Raw genomic sequence first — 16,984 nt, 5'->3', positions numbered from 1 at the left:
TCACGTTTGGGTACTCAGATCTTTACGGACGAGACGCTGTGGGCCGCGAGCCCGCTAGTCGGAGGTATCCGGGTCGTTGCCCGCTTCCACAGCGGCTGAGGTGGCTGCCGTCGGTGTTGCCTCACGGTGCATCCGGACCGCCGCGATAGCACTCGTGGCTGCCGCGAGCACGGGCGGCGCCAAGACCATGCCAAGCAGCCCCGCAACTGTGCCGCCGACAATCGTGGCAAGCAGCACCGCGACCGGGTGCAACTTGAGTGAAGCACCCAAGGCCCACGAACTGACAGCGCTCTGAATCGTGCCGTTCGAGATCAGCAGGCTGAGCGCGACGATGAGAGCGGCCGAGGCTCCGCCTGAGCCGAAGGCTATCAAGATCGCAAATGCCCCAGTAATCCAAGCTCCGATATACGGAATGAACGAGAGCACGAAATAGAGAATGAAGATCGGCACGATCAGCGGGACTCCCAGCAGCAACAGCGGGATCATGAATATCGGAGCCGTAATCAGGGCGGTGATCGCGATGCCCTTGAAGTATCCGCGCAACGAACTCTGAGTCAGGCGGTCAATCTCGATGGCGAGTTCCGGGTCCACAGGAGCGAGGCTTGAGACCCACAACGGAAAGCGGTCATGGTCCCTGACAACGAAGAAAAGGAAGAAGAGCGCGAAGAACAGCCCCAGGCCAACCGAGAGGGCCCCCAGGAAGGTATTCGACACGAGTCCTAGAACACCTTGCCCGAGCCGGGGAGCATAGGCGTAGAAGGCGCTGCGGCCCTGTTCGAGCAGCACCGGATCGATATCGAGGCTGCGTCCGAACCTGACGAGCGCATCCCAGCCGGCCGCCAGCTGCCGCGAGATCTCGGGGAGCTGACGGACGAAGCCGGAGACGACGATCGTGGCGACACCGGCAGCCACCACGGCCAGAAAAAGCAACGAGAGCACGACCGCGAGCCCCGGTGGCACCCGGTGCCTGCGAAGCAGGCGTGCCACCGGATCGATGAGGGTACCGATGATGACTGCGATCACGAGCGGCACAACGATGCCGCTGAGAGCACTGAGTGCAGAAGCAGCCACCAAACAGAGCGTGACGATGCCGAGCAGCGCCCAACTCAAGCGACCGAGTCTTTCCACGAGCGTTGGCTCCTGGGGTGGGGCAATGCGATCACTTGAGTGGGCGAACTCCATCGGAGGGTCCTTACTCCGGGTGCGGTACTCGGGCAAGGTTGCCGATCTCGGTGCCGGCACTGTCCTGGATATGCATGATCCCACCATCAAGGACGCCACTGCTCAAGCCCGCGAGCCACGTATCGACATCGGGGCAAGCCATCAGGGTCGAGCCGAGATCGCCGAACGAGACTGTCTGGTCGTCCGACTGTTCCCACGTTCCGAACAAACGATTGCACCCGTCGGTCCCGCTCAGCGCACCGCCCGCATCGAGAACCAGTTGTGGCTTGCCCTCACTCCCGGTTCCCCAAGTACCTTCGGCACTGACGCGTTCTCCTGTGCACCCGGCGCTCAAGGACACGATCGCCGCGATGCCAACCGCCACGGCGGCGGCTCTTTTCGGACGCATGGTCTCAACTCGTCTGGTGAAGTGCTGACGCCTTGAGTGCCTCAAACTCGGCCTGATTGATGGCGCCGGAGTCCAACAGCGCCTTGGCGCGTTCGATCTCCGCGGTAGGGCTGCTCTTCTCCCCCACCACTGAGCGGATGTACTCGTCCGTCGAAGCTTGTGCTGAGCGCGCCTGCGCAGCAGCGCGCTCACCCATACCGCCACCGCGCGTAATGAGGTACACGACAGCGGTCAAGAAGGGAAGGAAGACCAGGAAGATCAACCAGATCGCCTTCGCCAAGCCACTCAGCTTCCTGTCGCGAAACAGATCGCTGATGATCGAGAACAGCGCGAAAAGGTACGCGATGAAGACAAACGCTGTGACAAACCACCAGATGGCGTCCCAGATTGTTGACCAGAATGACATGCTTTGCTCCTCTATTCCCCGATCTCAGGGGCTCGGGATTGGTGAAGGTCATCGGCCCGCCAGCAGTCAGGGGAATGCCCTGTAGCGAGAAACTCACCGATGACCGCATACAACCGATCGATGTCGGTTGGAATCTTGGATTCGAAGAACGCGAAGGCATGGATCATGCCCGGCGCTATGAGCAGGCGGGCATCAGCACCAGCGGCCCGCATGCGTTCAACGTATTCCGCTGCCTCGCTGAGCAGCGGATCGAACTCCGCCGCGATGATCAGGCTCTGCGGCATCGTGGCAGTATACGGACCACCAAGCGGCGAAGCCGCGGCGCGATCCGCTCCGTCAGGAAAGTAGTGATCGAAGTACCATGCGATCCGCTCGGCCGAAAGGAAGTAGCCCTCGCCGAAATCCTTGATGCTCTGGCCTGCCATCGTGTAGTCGAGACTCGGATAAAGCAGGACCTGCCGTTCGATGGCTGAATGCCAACTGCCGGCCGCCACCCGCTGCGCGATCGAAGCGACCTTCGCGGCGCCGCCCGAATCGGCCACGGCATGGATCCTGCCGGTCGTGGCGACTCCGGTCAGTGCCTGCCCGAGTCCGCACAGCACGTCATAGACGTCCTCCAGGCCTGCCGGATAGCGCGCCTCCGGTGATCTGCGGTAGTCGACCGAAACGACGATCATTCCGCTTGCATCCGCCGTGCGCCGGGCAGAAAAATCGTAAACATCAAGGTCACCGGCCATGTGACCGCCACCGTGCACGAAGAGAATCGCGTCGCTCGGCACACCAGGCCGTGGAACGTAAACACGAACCGGGACTGCGGCGATCTTCGTATTGAAAACCTCGGAAACCTCGACGCTGGGCAGCGCGAACTCATTGAGCCCGGCGAGTGCCGCACGTGCGGATTGCGGGGTGGCCTGGATACCGGCGCGTATGTTCTCGGCGGCCAGCGGATTCAGCCAGTCGAGATAGGCCTGAAACTCCGGATGAAGAGTCATGCAGCGATCTCCTCAGCCTCGAATGCGCGTTGGGCCTTGAACCAACGCCAGAGGAGCACCGAACCGATCAGGAAGGTGGCCTCGACGATGACGATGAAGATCATCGGAGCGGCCGACACCGGGGTATTGTCCGGCCCAAGACCACCGGTCGCGTCGGCGATCCAGGCGAAAACCTGGATGAAGATCACCGAGCCCGCGTAGCTCACCGCCCAGAAGATCGAGAAGGTGACCGCGATCTGGCGTGGGGTGACCCCCGGGCGGATGAAAGCCAGCTGCACGAAGAAAGGCATCGGGAAGAAGATCACGAGACCAAGCGTGACTCCTGCGAGCACCGCAAGATGATGGTCCGCCATTGCGAGGACGGCCGTCGCAGCAACGATCTGTAGCGCGGCGCAGACGCTCACGACGACAGGCTTGATCCGGTCCTGCGTTCGAGCCGAGACGAGCGTGCCACCCAGAGCCCCGATCACCCCTGCATAGACAACCCAGCGGATCGTGCCTGCGTCCATGAACGTGAATGCCACGATGTAGTAGGAGAGCAGTCCGGTGTAGGCAAGCGCGAAGACCCAGTTGAACCACTCACGAAAACCGTCACGCATCGTATACGGGCTGTCGACCTGTTGTTGTCCGTCGGTCGCCCCTCTCAGGCCGAGGCGCGACACGACGAGCCACAGGACCAGAATCGCAAGTGAGAGACCGGCTGCGAGGACGACGGCGAATGTCGGGTCGTCGTTCATCTGCATGCCGAAGGTGAGGGCAACCGCGAGGCCCGTGTTGAAGGCGACCGAGTTCACTCCGTTCGCGATCTGTAGGGCCCGGCCGCTCAGGATGCGAGCAACGATGCCCGACAGGAGAACCACCATCAGCGCACCGCCGAGCCCAAGCACGAAGCGGATGAAGAAGATGACAGGAAAGACCTCGGTCAAGGAAGCGAACCCGCCAAAGACGATGAGCGCAGACGCAAGGGTGAAGGCACGCCGCGGCCCGAGCTGTAACAGGACATTCGCTGCAACCAGGCTTCCGATGACCTGAGCGATGGTGATCGCATTGGTCATCAGCGCGGTGCGAGATGCGCTGAAGCCAAGGCTGCGAACATAGAGGTCACCCCAGTTCCATGCGACGGCGAACAGCATGTAGCTGAGGAAAAGCATCACGGAGATGACGAATCGCAGTGCCGCGGGAGCTCGCTCTTGGCTCGGTGCCGTGACATTAGAGGTGGTGCTCAATCTCTTCCTAACTCTTCAGCGCAGGCGCCGCAATTCAGCCAGCTAGAGGAATAATGGCATGGCTGTCGCGTGTGATCGGTTGGACAGGCCTCAAACCCCTGGGTCTAGGGGGCCACGGTGCCCGTGCCTTCGGCGAAACCACCGGATAAAGGTGTTCGCGTTGTCTACGGGGAAGGCACGCGCCCAGGAGAGGGATGATGGAACCAGCTGAGCGAAGGAGGACCAAGGATGCGCAAGCAAATCGGCATCGTCGACGACCATCCGGCGGTAATCCTGGGATTGTCCAGCATCATCAACGTCAACAGCGGGCTGTTCGTGAGTGGTGTCGGCGGCAGCGTCGCAGAGTTGCTGCTCCAGGGTGCGCACTTCGACCTCGTGCTGCTCGATCTCACTCTAGGCGACGGCTCTCGTCCCGCGGACAATGTCCGCGTGCTTGCCTCCAAAGGCATCCCGGTCCTCGTGTATACCAGCGGGGATCAGCCACAGCTGATCCGCGAGGCGGGCCGGGCCGGCGCAATGGGCATGGTGAGGAAGACTGAGCGGCCCAAGAAGATCCTCGAAGCGATCGCCTCCGTGCTACGCGGCGAAGTAGCGGCGACGACCGATTGGGCGGTGGCCATCGATGCCGACGACGAGTTCGTCTCCGCCGCCCTCACTGATCGCGAGATGCAGGTTCTTGCTCTCTATGCCTCGGGAGAGACCGCCGAACGGGTGGCGCAGCAATTGTTCATCTCCAGAGAGACGGTGCTCGATCACATTCGCAGAATCCGGACGAAATACGCGGCCATAGACCGCCCGGCACCGAGCAAGCTTGATCTCTATCGCCGGGCAGTCGAGGATGGGATCATTCCCAGACAACGCTGACGGCACTCGCGTCGGCACATTGCCCGAGTGTCAGGACGGCTCGCGAAGAAGGATTCCGGCAGCACTGAATTCGTAGCGCCGCATGCCGCCCGGCCCCTCGATCAAAGCGGTGACCGCACCCCCACGCGAACTGGGCAAGAATCGGATGGTGACGTCGGTGATCGCGTCGGCAGACAGCAACACGATCAACTGGTCCGCAACAGTGTCGGACATTCGTCGCGGCCAGGGGTCTTCGTTGCCGATCACTCGCACCACAACTCCCCGGTCGCGAGCAGCGTCCATGGCCTTGAGGAAACCCACGTGGTACGGCAAGTCGCGTCTGAGGTGATTGCGGACGATCTCGTCCGCCACGATGACCTCGGCATGGAAATCTGCCGTCAGCGGCTCACCCGCCGCGATGCGCCGCAGGATCGGCTCGACCACGTCTGGAATCTCGCTCAGCGTGCGATGCTCGTCCGCGCTTTGGCTTCGCACCGCATCCGTCTGGGCGACCATCTGCAGTTCAAGCTCGACCACCTGTGAGCGTTTGCCCTCGACCGTGCGTGCGACCCAAGCCAGCAGGAAGAAGGCAATCGGCGTGGCCAGCGGCTGCGCCAGGCTCTCCAGTTGCCCGGCGGTGTCCCGGCCGTTCAAGACTCCCAGCCATGCAATCCTGATGAGGAGGACCGCCGACGCCACTGCTCCGATCACGGAATGCCCACGCATGATCAGCAAGGCCACCGCCATGTTGAGATAGCCGATGGCATAAGCGGTGGACTCTACGGACCCGCCTATTCCCCGACTGCCTAGCACCAGCAGCGCTGCGAACGAGATCCCGACAACGAAGACCACTTGCGGCCACGACAAGCGTCCGGGCCGCCGCACCGTCACCACCACAAAATCGATCGCGATTGCCACGATGGTGAACCAGGCACCAAAACTCCATTGGTCAACCGGTGGCAGCAGGCTGCCCACGAGCGCCGCGATCAGCACGGCAGCCCAACCGAAGAGCAGCACCGGACGGGCCAGCGGGTGAGACAGCCCGGAGTCTACTTGCGTGGCCGGCTCCATGCCATCACCACCGTCGTGCCACCCGCGCCGCTGTCGAAGGCCACGCGGCCTCCGTCCAAGTCATCAATCCGCCTGACGATGCTCCCACTGATCCCGAAATGTCCTGATCGGATCTTCGCCGGATCGAAGCCGGGACCAGCATCCACGATGATCACCCGGATCGATCCGTCGCCGACCATGACGGTCCCGCTCCCGCCTCCGGCGTGACGCAAGGCATTCCGGGATGCCTCGGCAGCGGCGAGACCCACAGCACCGGCCGCTGTGGAGGTAACCGTGCCGGGAGTCACTTTCGAACTAACCTCGATGCCGGGCGCAGCAGCACCGATCAGGTCGAGAATCAGCTGCTGCGCTTCCTCGGTCGTACGCTCAACCGGTTCTGTGTCGGTGCGAAAATCTTCGTGTCGCAGGGCATCCAGAGCTGCCGTGGCGCTGCGTCGCAATAGCGGCGGAGGATCGCCCGTGAGCTGAACTGCCGCACCAAAGGTCGATAGGACCTCGTCATGGATGACACGGGCGAAGCGCTCGAAATCGGCCGACGCGGCGCGAACCCGCTCCTCCTCAGCCTGAAGATGCTCAGCTGTTGCCCGGGCCCGCGCGAGCCGATTCGTTTGCTGACGCATCACCAACGCCAGCATCACAAAGATGACGTTCGACGCATGCACGAAACCCCACGAAAGCACCGATGCCGGGATCGTACCGAGAAAAGCCAGCGCCGAGAGCGGAACCGAGGCAGCCAGCAAGAGTGTCGCCGCGAGGGCCCACGCCAGGCGAACAGTGAGCGCCAGGGCGGCGACCACTGTTGAGTCCAGCAACCACAACAAAGGGTACGGCGTCCGACCACCATCATCCCAGGCGTTATACACGAGGACCAGAGCGAACAGAAGCACCAGCACTTGGGATATCCAGATGCTACGTAGCACGGCCGGTGGCAGCTTTGACCAGCCCACAGCTGTGAGCAGTTGCAGGAGCGGCACGATACCGGCGAGCGTCACCCACCACGCCTGGAATTGACTCGCTTGCTCGATGAATGCGAGCGAGTTGAGGAGAACGATGGCGACGCCGCAGAGCGCGATTCCCAGTCCGATCTTACGATCGACGACACTCCACGGAATGGTGAACATGGCTCCTCGACAGGCGACTTGATGGAAACCCAGAACTCGCGGCGAGCGTAGCACCTGAATCCGCCGAGACCGCAGCGACAGATCGCGATGAAAGGCATACAACCGCACGCACGCTCAGGAGTGGCTCCCGGACAGCATGTGCCGTGCGCGACCGTCGATCGGGATGCGGAATTGCCAGCACGAGCCCGGGATCAGCCGCCGAGAATGCGCTTCTTCTGTGCCTCGAATTCCTCGGAATTCAAGACTCCGGAGTCCCGCAATTGGCCGAGTTGAGCAAGCTGCGCCATGACGGCACTCATATCGGCCGGGCCGCCAGCGGGAGGCGCCGGCGGTTGGGCGGCCTCGATGCCGTGCTGGGCAATACCAGGGGCTTCTCGGGCGTCCTCAGCGGACCAGCGGCGTTGCTGTTTACGCTGGACGTTCCCGATCACGCGGGTCGCCACGCTTGCTCGTGCAGCGGTTCTTAGCAGGCTCATCGCTCGTCCTCACTGTTGGCGATCGCTTTCTCAAGATCCTCCAGTGCTACGCCACCGGACCATAGTTCGCGGCCGCCGTTCTGCTGAACCTCGCGAGCAACTCCGGCCAACCCGCGATCCTCGTAGACCACCACAATGGCGTACTCGCCGACCGCGAGTTCGGCGCCCAGCGCGGCCAGATCTTCGTCGTCCAGTAGTTCGGTGAACGCAGTATCGAACTCCGACAGCCGCGGGTCCTGCTCGGCCGAGAGACGAACCGCCGCACCATCGGCAGCCAAGGCAACGACTTCCAGATCGAGAACCTCAAACGCACCGCCGACCCCGCTCCGCACGAGTGCCTGCGCTACCCGCGATAGGTCACTCTCACGCGGCACAACGAATACCGCATGGTTCACCGGTCCTGCATAGAGATCAGTTGCCATGAGGAAACTCTAATCACCACATTCTGGTCTTAGCTGTGAAACAGACGATCTCAGGCGGTCAGAACCCCTAGGTAAAGGGGTTTTTCGACCAACGCAGTGGGCGCCGGGGAGTCCGCAGCGACAGAGTTCTATTCTCTATCTCACCTCCACCTGTGCGATGGCGGGGTATCGAATACGGAGAAGAGTTCCCATGACACACAAGGCCCCTTATCCAGCCTTTGAACTTCCTCAACGCGATCTGAAGGTTTCAGCGGTCGAACTGGTGTCCCAGGCCACCGCGCTCGGCATTGTGGTGTTCGAGGGCGAGGAACCCGACGGCGGGCTCAGCGCGGCCCGCGCCGCCGAACTGGGATTCTCGCCGAAGCCAGGCGCGACGCTGGTGCTTGCCGGCACACAGACACCCGTCACCGTGCTGCTAGGCGCGGGTGAACGCTCCGGCGTCGATCTGACCACCATGCGCGATCTGGCAGCGGCGCTGGCACGAGCCGTCCCCGCGCATCGTGCGCTGGGCCTCAAAGTGCCGGACACCGATCTCTGCGAGGCCGACATCGCCACCGCCTTCGTCGAGGGTGCCGCACTGGCCCGCTACGTCTTCCGACTGGGCGCTGAGGCCGACGACGCCAGACTCGACTCGCTCGAACTCGTTGCGGACGCCGCACTCGTTCCCGAGCTTGGCGAGGGAATAGAACGCGGCAAGATCATCGTCCAGGCCGCGAAGCTGGGCCGTGATCTGGCCGGGACTCCTGGTGGCCTTCTTACTCCGACCCGGATGGCACAGGTGGCGCTCGAGGTGGGCGCCGCGAGCGGTCTGGAGGTGCAGATCATCGATGAGGCTGGACTCGTTGAGATGGGATGCGGCGGACTGTTGGGCGTCAATCTCGGTAGTGTCGAGCCTCCCGTGATGGTGAAGCTGATCTACCGTCCCGTTGGTACTCCGACCGGACGGCTCGCTCTGGTCGGCAAGGGCATCACCTATGACGCGGGTGGTCTTGCGCTCAAGCCCGGCGACGAGATGCATGCCACGATGAAAAATGACATGACCGGCGCTGGTGCGCTCTTCGCGGCGATGACCACCCTCAAGGATCTGGGGTGCCAAGCCGAGGTGATCGGCTACATGATGTGCACCGACAACATGCCGTCGGGATCGGCGTTGCGGCTCGGCGACATCATCGTCATGCGCAACGGCAAGACGGTCGAGGTGATCAACACCGATGCCGAGGGACGTCTCGTAATGGCCGATGCCCTGGTGCTCGCCACCGAGGACGATGCTGACGCGATCGTCGACATCGCGACCCTCACCGGCGCGGCCATGCGGGCCCTCGGCGTCGAGATCGCCGCCGTACTCGGCAACGACCAGCAACTACTGGGCCAGGTGAAGGCTGCAGCCGAACGGGTGGACGAACCGGTCTGGGAGTTACCTCTGGCACAGCGCTACCGCCACGAACTGAACTCGCCGATCGCAGATCTGCGCAACGTGGGCGGCATCAACGCGGGCAGCATCACCGCCGCATTGTTCCTGGAAGAGTTCGTCGCAGGCAAACCCTGGGCGCACATCGACATCGCCGGCACCGCGCAATCCGTGGCCGCGAAGAAGTGGCTGAATCAGGGCCCCACCGGATTCGGAACCCGGCTGCTGATCGACCTTGCACTGAATTTCAAAGCATGATCGGAGCAACGAAATGAGTAAGGCCGATAACGAGGCCGATGTCGTCGGCGAGGGGGAAGATGCTGGTCAGAGCGGTTTCCTCGGCGCAGTCGAACGCATCGGCAATAAGGTCCCGCACCCGGCGCTGATGTTCTGCTACCTGATTCTCTTGGTGATCGTGCTTTCCTGGGGCCTGTCGCTGGCGGGGGTCAGCGTCACCGAGGAGGTCACCGTCCCAGTCGGGCAGAGCGCGAATTACGACTTCTATGAAGACAGCACCGTACCCAGCATCTCGGCACCGGATGCCACCCCGGACGACTGGGAGATCGTAGAACAGACCATTCCGATCAAGAGCTTGATCTCGGTCGATGGCATCCGATTCATCTTCTCGTCGTTCGTGAACAACTTCTCGGGTTTCGCCGTCATCGGCGTCACCTTCGTCGCGATGATGGGTGCCGGCGTCGCCGAGGAGGCGGGCTTGCTCGGCTCCTTGATCCGAAAACTGGTCGGAGCGGCGCCCAAGTGGGCTCTCACCTTCATCCTGGTGCTCACCGGTGTGCTCTCGTCGGCGGCCTCGGACGCCGGATATCTGATCCTCATCCCATTGGCCGCAGCAGCCTTCGCCAGCGTCGGACGGCACCCCCTGGCCGGTCTGGCCACCGGGTTCGCCGGCGTAGCCACGATCTTCATGGTCAACCTGATACCGACACCGACCGACGCCATGATCACCGAAATCGCCAACGAGTCGATAGAACTCGCCGGAGGCGAACCCATCAGCATCGTCGCCAACTACTGGTTCATGATCGCATCCTCACTGATCATCGCATTCGTCGCCGCGATCATCACCGAACGTATCGTTGAGCCCCGGCTGGGCCCGTGGCATCCGGACGCAGCAACCGCGGCACACGCCGAAGAAGTAGCGTCCATCAGCCCCGAAGCAGACAAGAGAGGCAGCCGCATGGCACTGCTCGGCCTTGGCGCGGTCGTGCTGATCGTGGTCGCCATCACCGCGCCCCCCGGGGCTCCGCTACGCGACCCCGAAACAGGCAACATCATCGGGCAGACACCATTCATGGACAGCCTGCTGTTCATCATCATGCTGGCGTTCCTCGTCTCGGGCATCTGCTACGGGATCGGCGCGAAAACGATGACCGGCAGCGCAGACGTCATCAAAGCAATCACCAAGACCTTCGCGGGGCTGGGCGGCATGGTGCTGATGCTGATGATGATCAGCCAATTCATCGCCTTATTCAACTGGTCGAATCTGCCACCGGTGATCGCCGGCTCGCTGGCTGAATTGCTGGAACAGGCAAACATCGGGGCGGTGCCCTTGCTGATCGGATTCATCCTGGTCATCGTGCTACTCGACTTCATCATGCCCGGTTCACTACCGAAATGGGCGATCTTCGCGCCCATCTTCGTACCGTTGTTCATGAGGCTCGGTGTCGCACCACAGACCCTGCTCGCCGCCTACCGCGTGGCCGATTCACCGGTCAATGCGCTGACGCCGCTGATGGTCTACCTCCCATTCATCGTCACCGTGGCCCAGCGATACCAGAAGAAGTCCGGCATCGGCACCGTGGTGGCGCTCATGCTTCCATATGCCGGCATCATCCTGGTCGCATGGACAATCCTGTTCATCGCCTGGTTCATGCTCGGCATCCCGTTGGGTCCCGGCTACCCGCCGAGTGTCCCGTGACCGGATCGCCCTCGGCCAGCGGCAGGGAGCCCTTCGTTTCGACAGGGAGCCTCCCTGCGCCGCAGACCGTCGACCATCTCGTCTGGAGAGCATACGAGCTCTCCCGGGGCTGCCGCGACGGTGCGCCGTCGAAGGTCTACCCTGCGCTGGAGCAGGCAGATGTCGATCTCTTCGGCATCTGCCTGCTCGAAGTGGATGGCACGGCGCACATCGCGGGCGATGCCGATCACAGCTTTACGATCATGAGCGTCGCCAAGCCGTTCACATTCGCGCTGGTCTGCCGAACCCTCGGAGTCCGGTCCGCCCGCCGTTTGATCGGGGCAAACGCGACAGGGCTACGGTTCAACGCCGTCGAAGCGATCGAACGCTCTACGGACGGCCGCACGAATCCGATGGTGAACCCGGGCGCGATCGCCTCGGCGAGTTGGATCGCCGGCAAGGCGGAGGAAAAATGGGATACCCTTCTTGGCGGCCTATCGGCGTTCGCAGGGCGCTCACTGGAACTCGACGAGGAGGTCTACGCCTGTGCGTCGGCCACCAACCATGTGAATCGCTCGGCGGCCTGGCTGCTTCACGCGCGCGGTCTGCTGGGTTGCGATCCCGATCTGGCTCTCGACCTGTACACCCGCCAGAGTTGCCTGCGCGTCACGGCGCGCGACTTGGCGGTGATGGGGGCCACGCTTGCCGACGGAGGAGTCAATCCCGTCACCGGCGAGCGGCCGATCACACCTGAGCTGTGTCACGCGGTGCTCGCCGTGATGCTGACTGCCGGGATGTATGAAGAGTCCGGCGACTGGTTGTACGAGGTCGGCCAGCCCGCCAAGAGCGGCATCGCCGGTGGCGTCATGACCGTTTCCCCGGGCAAGGGCGGCTTGGGGGTCTTCTCACCGCCGCTCGACTCCGCGGGGAACAGCGTCCGCGGTGGCCAGGTGTCCCGCTTCTTGTCGCAGGAGCTGGGCCTGGATCTGCTCAACTCCATTCCTCTGATATCTCCGGAATAGGCCCATCAGCTCATGTCATCCAGCCTCATCACCCTGCTTGTCTTGGCCATCACCGTCGCCTTGTTCATCTGGGATCGCCTGCCGGTCGCGGTCATCGCGATGATGGTCCCGCTTGCCTTGTGGGCGAGCGGGGTGCTGACTCTCAACGAGGCAGTGGCCGGTTTCGGCGATCCGACCATCTTGTTCATCGCTGCGCTCTTCGTTGTGAGCGAGGCGCTGGACGCGACGGGGGTCACTGCGTGGGTTGGCGATCGCGCTATGCGCACTGCCGGGACGAGTCCTACCCGGCTGACGGTCACCATTATGCTAATGGTCGCGGTGCTCACCGCCCTGATCACTCCCAACGGCTCGGTGGCCGCTCTCACCCCCGTCGTGGTGGCGATCGCGATCAGGGGACGCCGCTCGCCGTCCGAGTTGCTCTTGCCCGCAGCGTTTGCCGCCCACGCTGGCTCGCTCCTCATGCTGACCGGTTCTCCGGTTACCGTCGTGCTCGCCGACTATGTCCAAGAGGTCAGTGGGCAGCGAATCGGGCTGTTCTCGGTTGCTTTGATAGGCGCACCGCTGCTTGTTATCACGATTGTCCTCACGGTGCTCCTCGGCTCCCGGCTGGTACCCACGCGGACACCGCGCCGCGCGCTCCGCGATTTCGGTGCGCACGGTTCGCTGTTGGAGGCCCACTACGGGCTGGCCGGTGATGAACCGGCGATGGGACGCGAAGTCGGTGTGGCGGAGTTCATCGTGCCGCCGCGCTCGCCCTACGTCGGAGATGAGGTTTACACCGGCATGGTCACCGATAGCGGCAATCTGGTCGTGGTCGCCGCACACCATCGCGGGCATGACGTTGACCAGGAGGACCGCCGGGGTGCCTTCACCCTGGTAACCGGCGACCGGCTGTTGCTGCGTGGCCCCTGGGATGCGCTTGATCTTGCTGCCGAAGATCCCGGCCTGCTGGCCGTCGACGAGCCCGAGAACGTTCGCCGACAGGCCGTTCCGCTGGGGGTCGGCGGCAAGCGTGCCCTCGGGATACTGGCAGGCATGGTGATTCTGCTGGCCACCGGGCTGGTGCCTCCCCCGGTGGCCGGTATCACCGCCGCATTGGCGCTCGTTCTGACCGGCGTGTTGAGCGTCGAGCAGGCTTATCGGGGAATCTCGTGGACGACGATCATCATGGTCGCAGGCATGATGTCGTTGTCGGTGGCCATGGAGAACTCAGGCGCCGCCGAGCAGCTGGCCGGAGAGCTCGTGTCGCTGATCGGGCAGGCGGGGCCCTATGCACTGCTTGCCGGATTGTTCGTCATCACGGCGGTCCTCGGCCAGCTGATCAGCAACATGGCGACGGCACTGATCGTGACGCCGATCGGGCTTGCAGCTGCCGCCGAGATGAGCGTCTCGCCGGTGCCGATCCTGATTGCAATTGCCGTGTTCTCAGCAGGAGCGCTGCTCACACCGGTTGCGACCCCGGCCAATCTCGTGGTGATGGAGGCCGCCGGCTACCGATTTGGGGACTACTGGAAGCTCGGGCTGCCGCTGTTGGTGTTTTACGGCCTTGCGGGCGTGTTCCTGGTACCTGTGATCTGGCCGTTCTAGCACATCCACCGGCAAACCATCGACTAATTCCGCGACCGCCTCAGCTTCCCCATCACAGCCGAGCACGGCGCCATCCTCGGCTTCGTCGCGCGCCGCAACCCCACCGCCCCCGACCGGAAAGCCGGACCGAAATACTTGAACTGAGGCCCCTGCTCAATCAGCGACGGTGTAACGGCGGGTGAAGTTTGCGAGTAGGCGGTGTTGGGAGCCGTCCACCCCGGATGCTTTGGCCATCGCGGCTAGCTCGTCTAGTTCGTCGGGGCGGAAGTACCCGACGTGCTGATAGATGCGCATCCGGTCGGCGAGGTCGTCGGCGTCTAGTTCAGGGTGGAACTGTGTGACGTACACGTTGGTTCCGACCCGGTACATCTGGACGGGGCAGGCTTCGCCGATGGCCAGGAGCTCGGCTCCGGGTGGGACGCCGTTGCTGCCTTCCTTGTGTCCGACGAATGCTTCGAAACGTGCGGGGAGGTCCGCCAGTAGTGGATCGTTGCGGCCGGCGGGTGTGACGGTGATGTTCACCGCCCCGACTGATTCACCGTAGGTACGGTCCACGTGCCCGCTGAGGTAGGCGGTCATGGTGCCGATGCCGTAGCACAAGCCGAGGAACGGTAGGTCGCGGGTCACGATCGTGTCGAGGAGCCCGTTCAGGTCGTTCTCGACCCGTTCTTGCAGGGGTGACTTGTCGGTGTCGGAGACGTTGAATGAACTGCCACCCAAGAAGATGCCGGAGAAGGCGGCGAGGTCGAGGCCGAAGGTGGTCAGCGGTGCCGTCTCCAACCGAATCTGCGCCAGTTCGCGGTGGCGCAAGCGGGCGTGCCGGGCCACCGACGTGTATTCGGCTCGGGCCGCCTGATCGTTGTCGCGGGTGCTGATCAGCAGGAAGGGTTTCACAGACGCAGATTACTTGGCAGGTCCGAACCTGTCTCGTCGGCGAGTAGCCCGACCACTGTTCGCAGGTCGCCCGACCGCTCGAACTCACGCCGCATCCGCGCGTAGCTCGGCCCGGCAGCCGCCAACTCGGCGCAGGCCGCCAACTCGGCCTCGCAACCCAGCCGCCGCGCGTGCGGTACCAGCCTGTCCAACCACCGGTGCAGGCCGTCGCGCAGCGGCAGGACGCGCGGCCCGGCGTCGGTGTTGATGATCTCCGCGTCCACCCCGTAGCGGGCGGCCCGCCACTTGTTTTCTTGCAGGAACCAGGGCGGCAACAGCGGCAGGGGGCGTCCGTCGTCCAGCTCCGCAGCAAACCAGGCAGCAGCACATTGGGTGAGGGCGGTGATCGCCCCCAGTTCTGCCAAGGTCGGCACCGAGTCGCTCAACCGGTTCTCGATGGTGCCGAACGAGGACGGCCGCACATCCCACCGGATCTCGCCGAGCCGCGAGATCATCCCGACTTCCTCGAGGTCGGTGACATAGCTGTGGAACTCCTCCCAGCTCTGCATGGGGATCGGCAGGCTGTTGGTGTGCAGCTGCTGGAAGAGCATCGTGCGGTTGGACGCGAAGCCGGTGTCCTCTGACTGCCAGTAGGGGGACGAGCCTGCCAGCGCGATGAAGAAGGGCGCCAGCGTTGCCAGTCCGGTGGTGATCGGCAACGCCTTCGCGGGGTCGTCGACCCCGACATGCACGTGGGCGCCCATCGTCACCATCTGGCGGCCCCACCAGCCGTTCTCGTCGGCCACCACCTGGTAGCGCTCGACCTCGAAGTGAGCCTGGTCGGCAGCGATGCTGAACGGGTGCGCGCCCACCCCGAGCGGCACCACGTCGTCGCCCAACAGAACTCGCAATGTCGCCAGGCTGGCGGAGAGGTCGCCCATCGCGTCCGCCACCCGCCGGTGGACACCGCTGACCAGCTCGACCATACAGGTGAGGTACTCGCGCCTGATCGGCCCGTGATCGGCGTCTTCGACGCGGTCGAGCAATCCCGGCGCTACCGGCGCCAACTGCCCGGTGGCCACATCGACCAGAGCAAGCTCCCATTCCACCCCGATGGTCGCGGGGTCGGTGGGTGTGAACGCGAGTTTCATGTGCCGAGACTACGTGCAGAGGCTGCCACGCGACGGTGTCGACCAGCTACCAAACCTCACAACGCCAACGGAGTCCACACGGCACGGAGTATCTCCAGACAGGCCAGCCAGGCGAAAACCGGCTGGCCTTTCGTGTCTCAGCCCATCAACTGGGACACCCGCCCGCGAGAGATACCCATCACAGCGGCCACGTCGGTCACCGACAAGCCTTCACTGCGCAGCTTCCGCGCGGCGCTACGAGACATGCGTGCGGCTTCTTCCTGGAGCATCGCAGCATCACGTGTTGCGTGTCGGGCCGCCTCAACCTCATCCAGTCCGCTGATGTCGGGAATGATGGTGACCTGCCAACCGGAATGGTCTACATCGCTCCAGACGGTGTCGAGATAGTCGACCACCTGCTGACGTGCAGTGGCGAGGGTTGTCGACTGGGTGTGATGGTTGTCGTCGATTTCCAGTTCCCACCCACCCGACCAGCGAGTGGCCTTGATGCTGATCTCAGTCATTGTGCTTGCTCCTCTCGATTGCCCGTAGCGCGTCGCGTACAACCTTCGGTGACACAATGCGGGCCTGCACGATCGTCACGGTGACCGAACCGTTGCGCCACACCTCGTGATCGCCCCTGCCGGGATGTGAATCCCGCCTCGAGCAGCAGCTTGGCAAGTTCGCGGTAGCTCATCGGCTTGGTCATGAAATACTAGTTAAGTCCCCCTATATAGTCAATGTCAAGCCCCCCTATACGCCGATGCTGTGGGCCGACTTTCGATCTTCGTTGGGACCGGCCTGATCCGCCGCACGATCCGAGATGTGATGCGGAGGCCTGGACTCAGAGACTGAGTCGACCAACCCCCCACCCCTTCAAAAACCCGAGAGGGTGCCAGCGGACAGAGGCCGCACGTCACCT

At 63.4% G+C, this 16,984-nt stretch carries 17 protein-coding genes and 1 pseudogene; 5 read left to right on the top strand and 13 right to left on the bottom strand.

The window, feature by feature from the left end; all coding sequences use genetic code 11:
- Positions 1–54: 54 nt before the first annotated feature.
- The 5 genes from AAFP05_RS09760 to AAFP05_RS09740 all read right to left on the bottom strand — a co-directional run bounded on the left by AAFP05_RS09760 (position 55) and on the right by AAFP05_RS09740 (position 4,194).
- Positions 55–1,110 carry an AI-2E family transporter gene (locus AAFP05_RS09760; protein WP_341729672.1) on the bottom strand — a complete coding sequence of 352 codons (1,056 nt, stop codon included), beginning with the start codon at positions 1,108–1,110 and terminating at the stop codon, positions 55–57.
- A gap of 82 nt (positions 1,111–1,192) precedes the next feature.
- A complete protein-coding gene (locus AAFP05_RS09755; RefSeq protein ID WP_341729671.1) occupies positions 1,193–1,546 on the bottom strand; it encodes an META domain-containing protein in 354 nt (117 codons plus the stop codon).
- Positions 1,547–1,574: 28 nt separating this feature from the next.
- On the bottom strand, positions 1,575–1,976 hold the full coding sequence (locus AAFP05_RS09750; protein WP_341729670.1) for an SHOCT domain-containing protein: 402 nt from the start codon (positions 1,974–1,976) through the stop codon (positions 1,575–1,577).
- An 11-nt stretch (positions 1,977–1,987) separates the two neighbouring features.
- The gene (locus AAFP05_RS09745; RefSeq protein WP_341729669.1) at positions 1,988–2,968 is read right to left on the bottom strand and encodes an alpha/beta hydrolase; all 981 of its coding nucleotides are present in this window, start codon (positions 2,966–2,968) and stop codon (positions 1,988–1,990) included.
- Positions 2,965–4,194 (bottom strand): MFS transporter, encoded by a 1,230-nt coding sequence (locus AAFP05_RS09740; RefSeq protein ID WP_341729668.1) that lies wholly within the window; start codon positions 4,192–4,194, stop codon positions 2,965–2,967. Before AAFP05_RS09740 ends, AAFP05_RS09745 begins: the two co-directional genes overlap by 4 nt.
- A gap of 228 nt (positions 4,195–4,422) precedes the next feature.
- On the opposite strand from AAFP05_RS09740, the gene AAFP05_RS09735 reads away from it, so the two are divergent.
- Complete coding sequence (locus tag AAFP05_RS09735) at positions 4,423–5,058, top strand: response regulator transcription factor (protein WP_341729667.1); 636 nt, start codon at positions 4,423–4,425, stop codon at positions 5,056–5,058.
- Positions 5,059–5,088: 30 nt separating this feature from the next.
- Here the strand turns inward: AAFP05_RS09735 and AAFP05_RS09730 are convergent, their stop codons facing one another.
- From AAFP05_RS09730 to AAFP05_RS09715, 4 genes are all read right to left on the bottom strand, one after another.
- Positions 5,089–6,108, bottom strand: a complete 1,020-nt coding sequence (locus tag AAFP05_RS09730; protein WP_341729666.1) for a hypothetical protein — start codon at positions 6,106–6,108, stop codon at positions 5,089–5,091.
- A complete protein-coding gene (locus AAFP05_RS09725; RefSeq protein WP_341729665.1) occupies positions 6,087–7,229 on the bottom strand; it encodes an ATP-binding protein in 1,143 nt (380 codons plus the stop codon). The genes AAFP05_RS09730 and AAFP05_RS09725 overlap by 22 nt, the downstream gene beginning before the upstream one ends.
- 191 nt (positions 7,230–7,420) lie before the next feature.
- Complete coding sequence (locus AAFP05_RS09720; protein ID WP_341729664.1) at positions 7,421–7,705, bottom strand: SHOCT domain-containing protein; 285 nt, start codon at positions 7,703–7,705, stop codon at positions 7,421–7,423.
- Positions 7,702–8,127: a hypothetical protein gene (locus tag AAFP05_RS09715; RefSeq protein WP_341729663.1), complete on the bottom strand. Its 426-nt coding sequence runs from the start codon at positions 8,125–8,127 to the stop codon at positions 7,702–7,704. Before AAFP05_RS09715 ends, AAFP05_RS09720 begins: the two co-directional genes overlap by 4 nt.
- Before the next feature lie 190 nt (positions 8,128–8,317).
- On the opposite strand from AAFP05_RS09715, the gene AAFP05_RS09710 reads away from it, so the two are divergent.
- The 4 genes from AAFP05_RS09710 to AAFP05_RS09695 are packed head-to-tail and all read left to right on the top strand — an operon-like array spanning position 8,318 to position 14,059.
- The gene (locus AAFP05_RS09710) at positions 8,318–9,793 is read left to right on the top strand and encodes a leucyl aminopeptidase (RefSeq protein WP_341729662.1); all 1,476 of its coding nucleotides are present in this window, start codon (positions 8,318–8,320) and stop codon (positions 9,791–9,793) included.
- A 13-nt stretch (positions 9,794–9,806) separates the two neighbouring features.
- Positions 9,807–11,471: an AbgT family transporter gene (locus tag AAFP05_RS09705; protein ID WP_341729661.1), complete on the top strand. Its 1,665-nt coding sequence runs from the start codon at positions 9,807–9,809 to the stop codon at positions 11,469–11,471.
- Complete coding sequence (glsA, locus tag AAFP05_RS09700; RefSeq protein WP_341729660.1) at positions 11,468–12,472, top strand: glutaminase A; 1,005 nt, start codon at positions 11,468–11,470, stop codon at positions 12,470–12,472. Before AAFP05_RS09705 ends, glsA begins: the two co-directional genes overlap by 4 nt.
- A gap of 12 nt (positions 12,473–12,484) precedes the next feature.
- Positions 12,485–14,059, top strand: a complete 1,575-nt coding sequence (locus AAFP05_RS09695; protein WP_341729659.1) for an SLC13 family permease — start codon at positions 12,485–12,487, stop codon at positions 14,057–14,059.
- Positions 14,060–14,212: 153 nt separating this feature from the next.
- On the opposite strand, the gene AAFP05_RS09690 is transcribed toward AAFP05_RS09695, so the two are convergent.
- The 4 genes and pseudogenes from AAFP05_RS09690 to AAFP05_RS09675 form a co-directional block, all read right to left on the bottom strand.
- On the bottom strand, positions 14,213–14,953 hold the full coding sequence (locus tag AAFP05_RS09690; RefSeq protein ID WP_341729658.1) for a glutamine amidotransferase: 741 nt from the start codon (positions 14,951–14,953) through the stop codon (positions 14,213–14,215).
- Positions 14,950–16,083, bottom strand: a complete 1,134-nt coding sequence (locus AAFP05_RS09685; protein WP_341729657.1) for a YbdK family carboxylate-amine ligase — start codon at positions 16,081–16,083, stop codon at positions 14,950–14,952. The genes AAFP05_RS09690 and AAFP05_RS09685 overlap by 4 nt, the downstream gene beginning before the upstream one ends.
- A 137-nt stretch (positions 16,084–16,220) precedes the next feature.
- Complete coding sequence (locus AAFP05_RS09680; protein WP_341729656.1) at positions 16,221–16,586, bottom strand: antitoxin HicB; 366 nt, start codon at positions 16,584–16,586, stop codon at positions 16,221–16,223.
- Positions 16,579–16,771 (bottom strand): annotated as a pseudogene (locus tag AAFP05_RS09675) (type II toxin-antitoxin system HicA family toxin). The gene AAFP05_RS09680 and the pseudogene AAFP05_RS09675 overlap by 8 nt, the downstream one beginning before the upstream one ends.
- Between the last annotated feature and the right edge of the window lie 213 nt (positions 16,772–16,984).

Origin of the sequence: Brooklawnia sp. (assembly GCF_032229645.1) — a bacterium.
Taxonomy (GTDB): domain Bacteria; phylum Actinomycetota; class Actinomycetes; order Propionibacteriales; family Propionibacteriaceae; genus Brooklawnia.
The sequence above is the reverse complement of the archived record's forward strand: the minus strand, read 5'-3'. Positions and strand labels throughout refer to the sequence as shown.

Coding starts and splice junctions, on each gene's coding strand:
- AAFP05_RS09710 (WP_341729662.1), top strand. CDS start 8,318: ATGACACACAAGGCCCCTTATCCAGCCTTTGAACTTCCTCAACGCGAT.
- AAFP05_RS09750 (WP_341729670.1), bottom strand. CDS start 1,976: ATGTCATTCTGGTCAACAATCTGGGACGCCATCTGGTGGTTTGTCACA.
- AAFP05_RS09720 (WP_341729664.1), bottom strand. CDS start 7,705: ATGAGCCTGCTAAGAACCGCTGCACGAGCAAGCGTGGCGACCCGCGTG.
- AAFP05_RS09745 (WP_341729669.1), bottom strand. CDS start 2,968: ATGACTCTTCATCCGGAGTTTCAGGCCTATCTCGACTGGCTGAATCCG.
- AAFP05_RS09680 (WP_341729656.1), bottom strand. CDS start 16,586: ATGACTGAGATCAGCATCAAGGCCACTCGCTGGTCGGGTGGGTGGGAA.
- AAFP05_RS09725 (WP_341729665.1), bottom strand. CDS start 7,229: ATGTTCACCATTCCGTGGAGTGTCGTCGATCGTAAGATCGGACTGGGA.
- AAFP05_RS09730 (WP_341729666.1), bottom strand. CDS start 6,108: ATGGAGCCGGCCACGCAAGTAGACTCCGGGCTGTCTCACCCGCTGGCC.
- AAFP05_RS09715 (WP_341729663.1), bottom strand. CDS start 8,127: ATGGCAACTGATCTCTATGCAGGACCGGTGAACCATGCGGTATTCGTT.
- AAFP05_RS09705 (WP_341729661.1), top strand. CDS start 9,807: ATGAGTAAGGCCGATAACGAGGCCGATGTCGTCGGCGAGGGGGAAGAT.
- AAFP05_RS09685 (WP_341729657.1), bottom strand. CDS start 16,083: ATGAAACTCGCGTTCACACCCACCGACCCCGCGACCATCGGGGTGGAA.
- AAFP05_RS09735 (WP_341729667.1), top strand. CDS start 4,423: ATGCGCAAGCAAATCGGCATCGTCGACGACCATCCGGCGGTAATCCTG.
- AAFP05_RS09695 (WP_341729659.1), top strand. CDS start 12,485: ATGTCATCCAGCCTCATCACCCTGCTTGTCTTGGCCATCACCGTCGCC.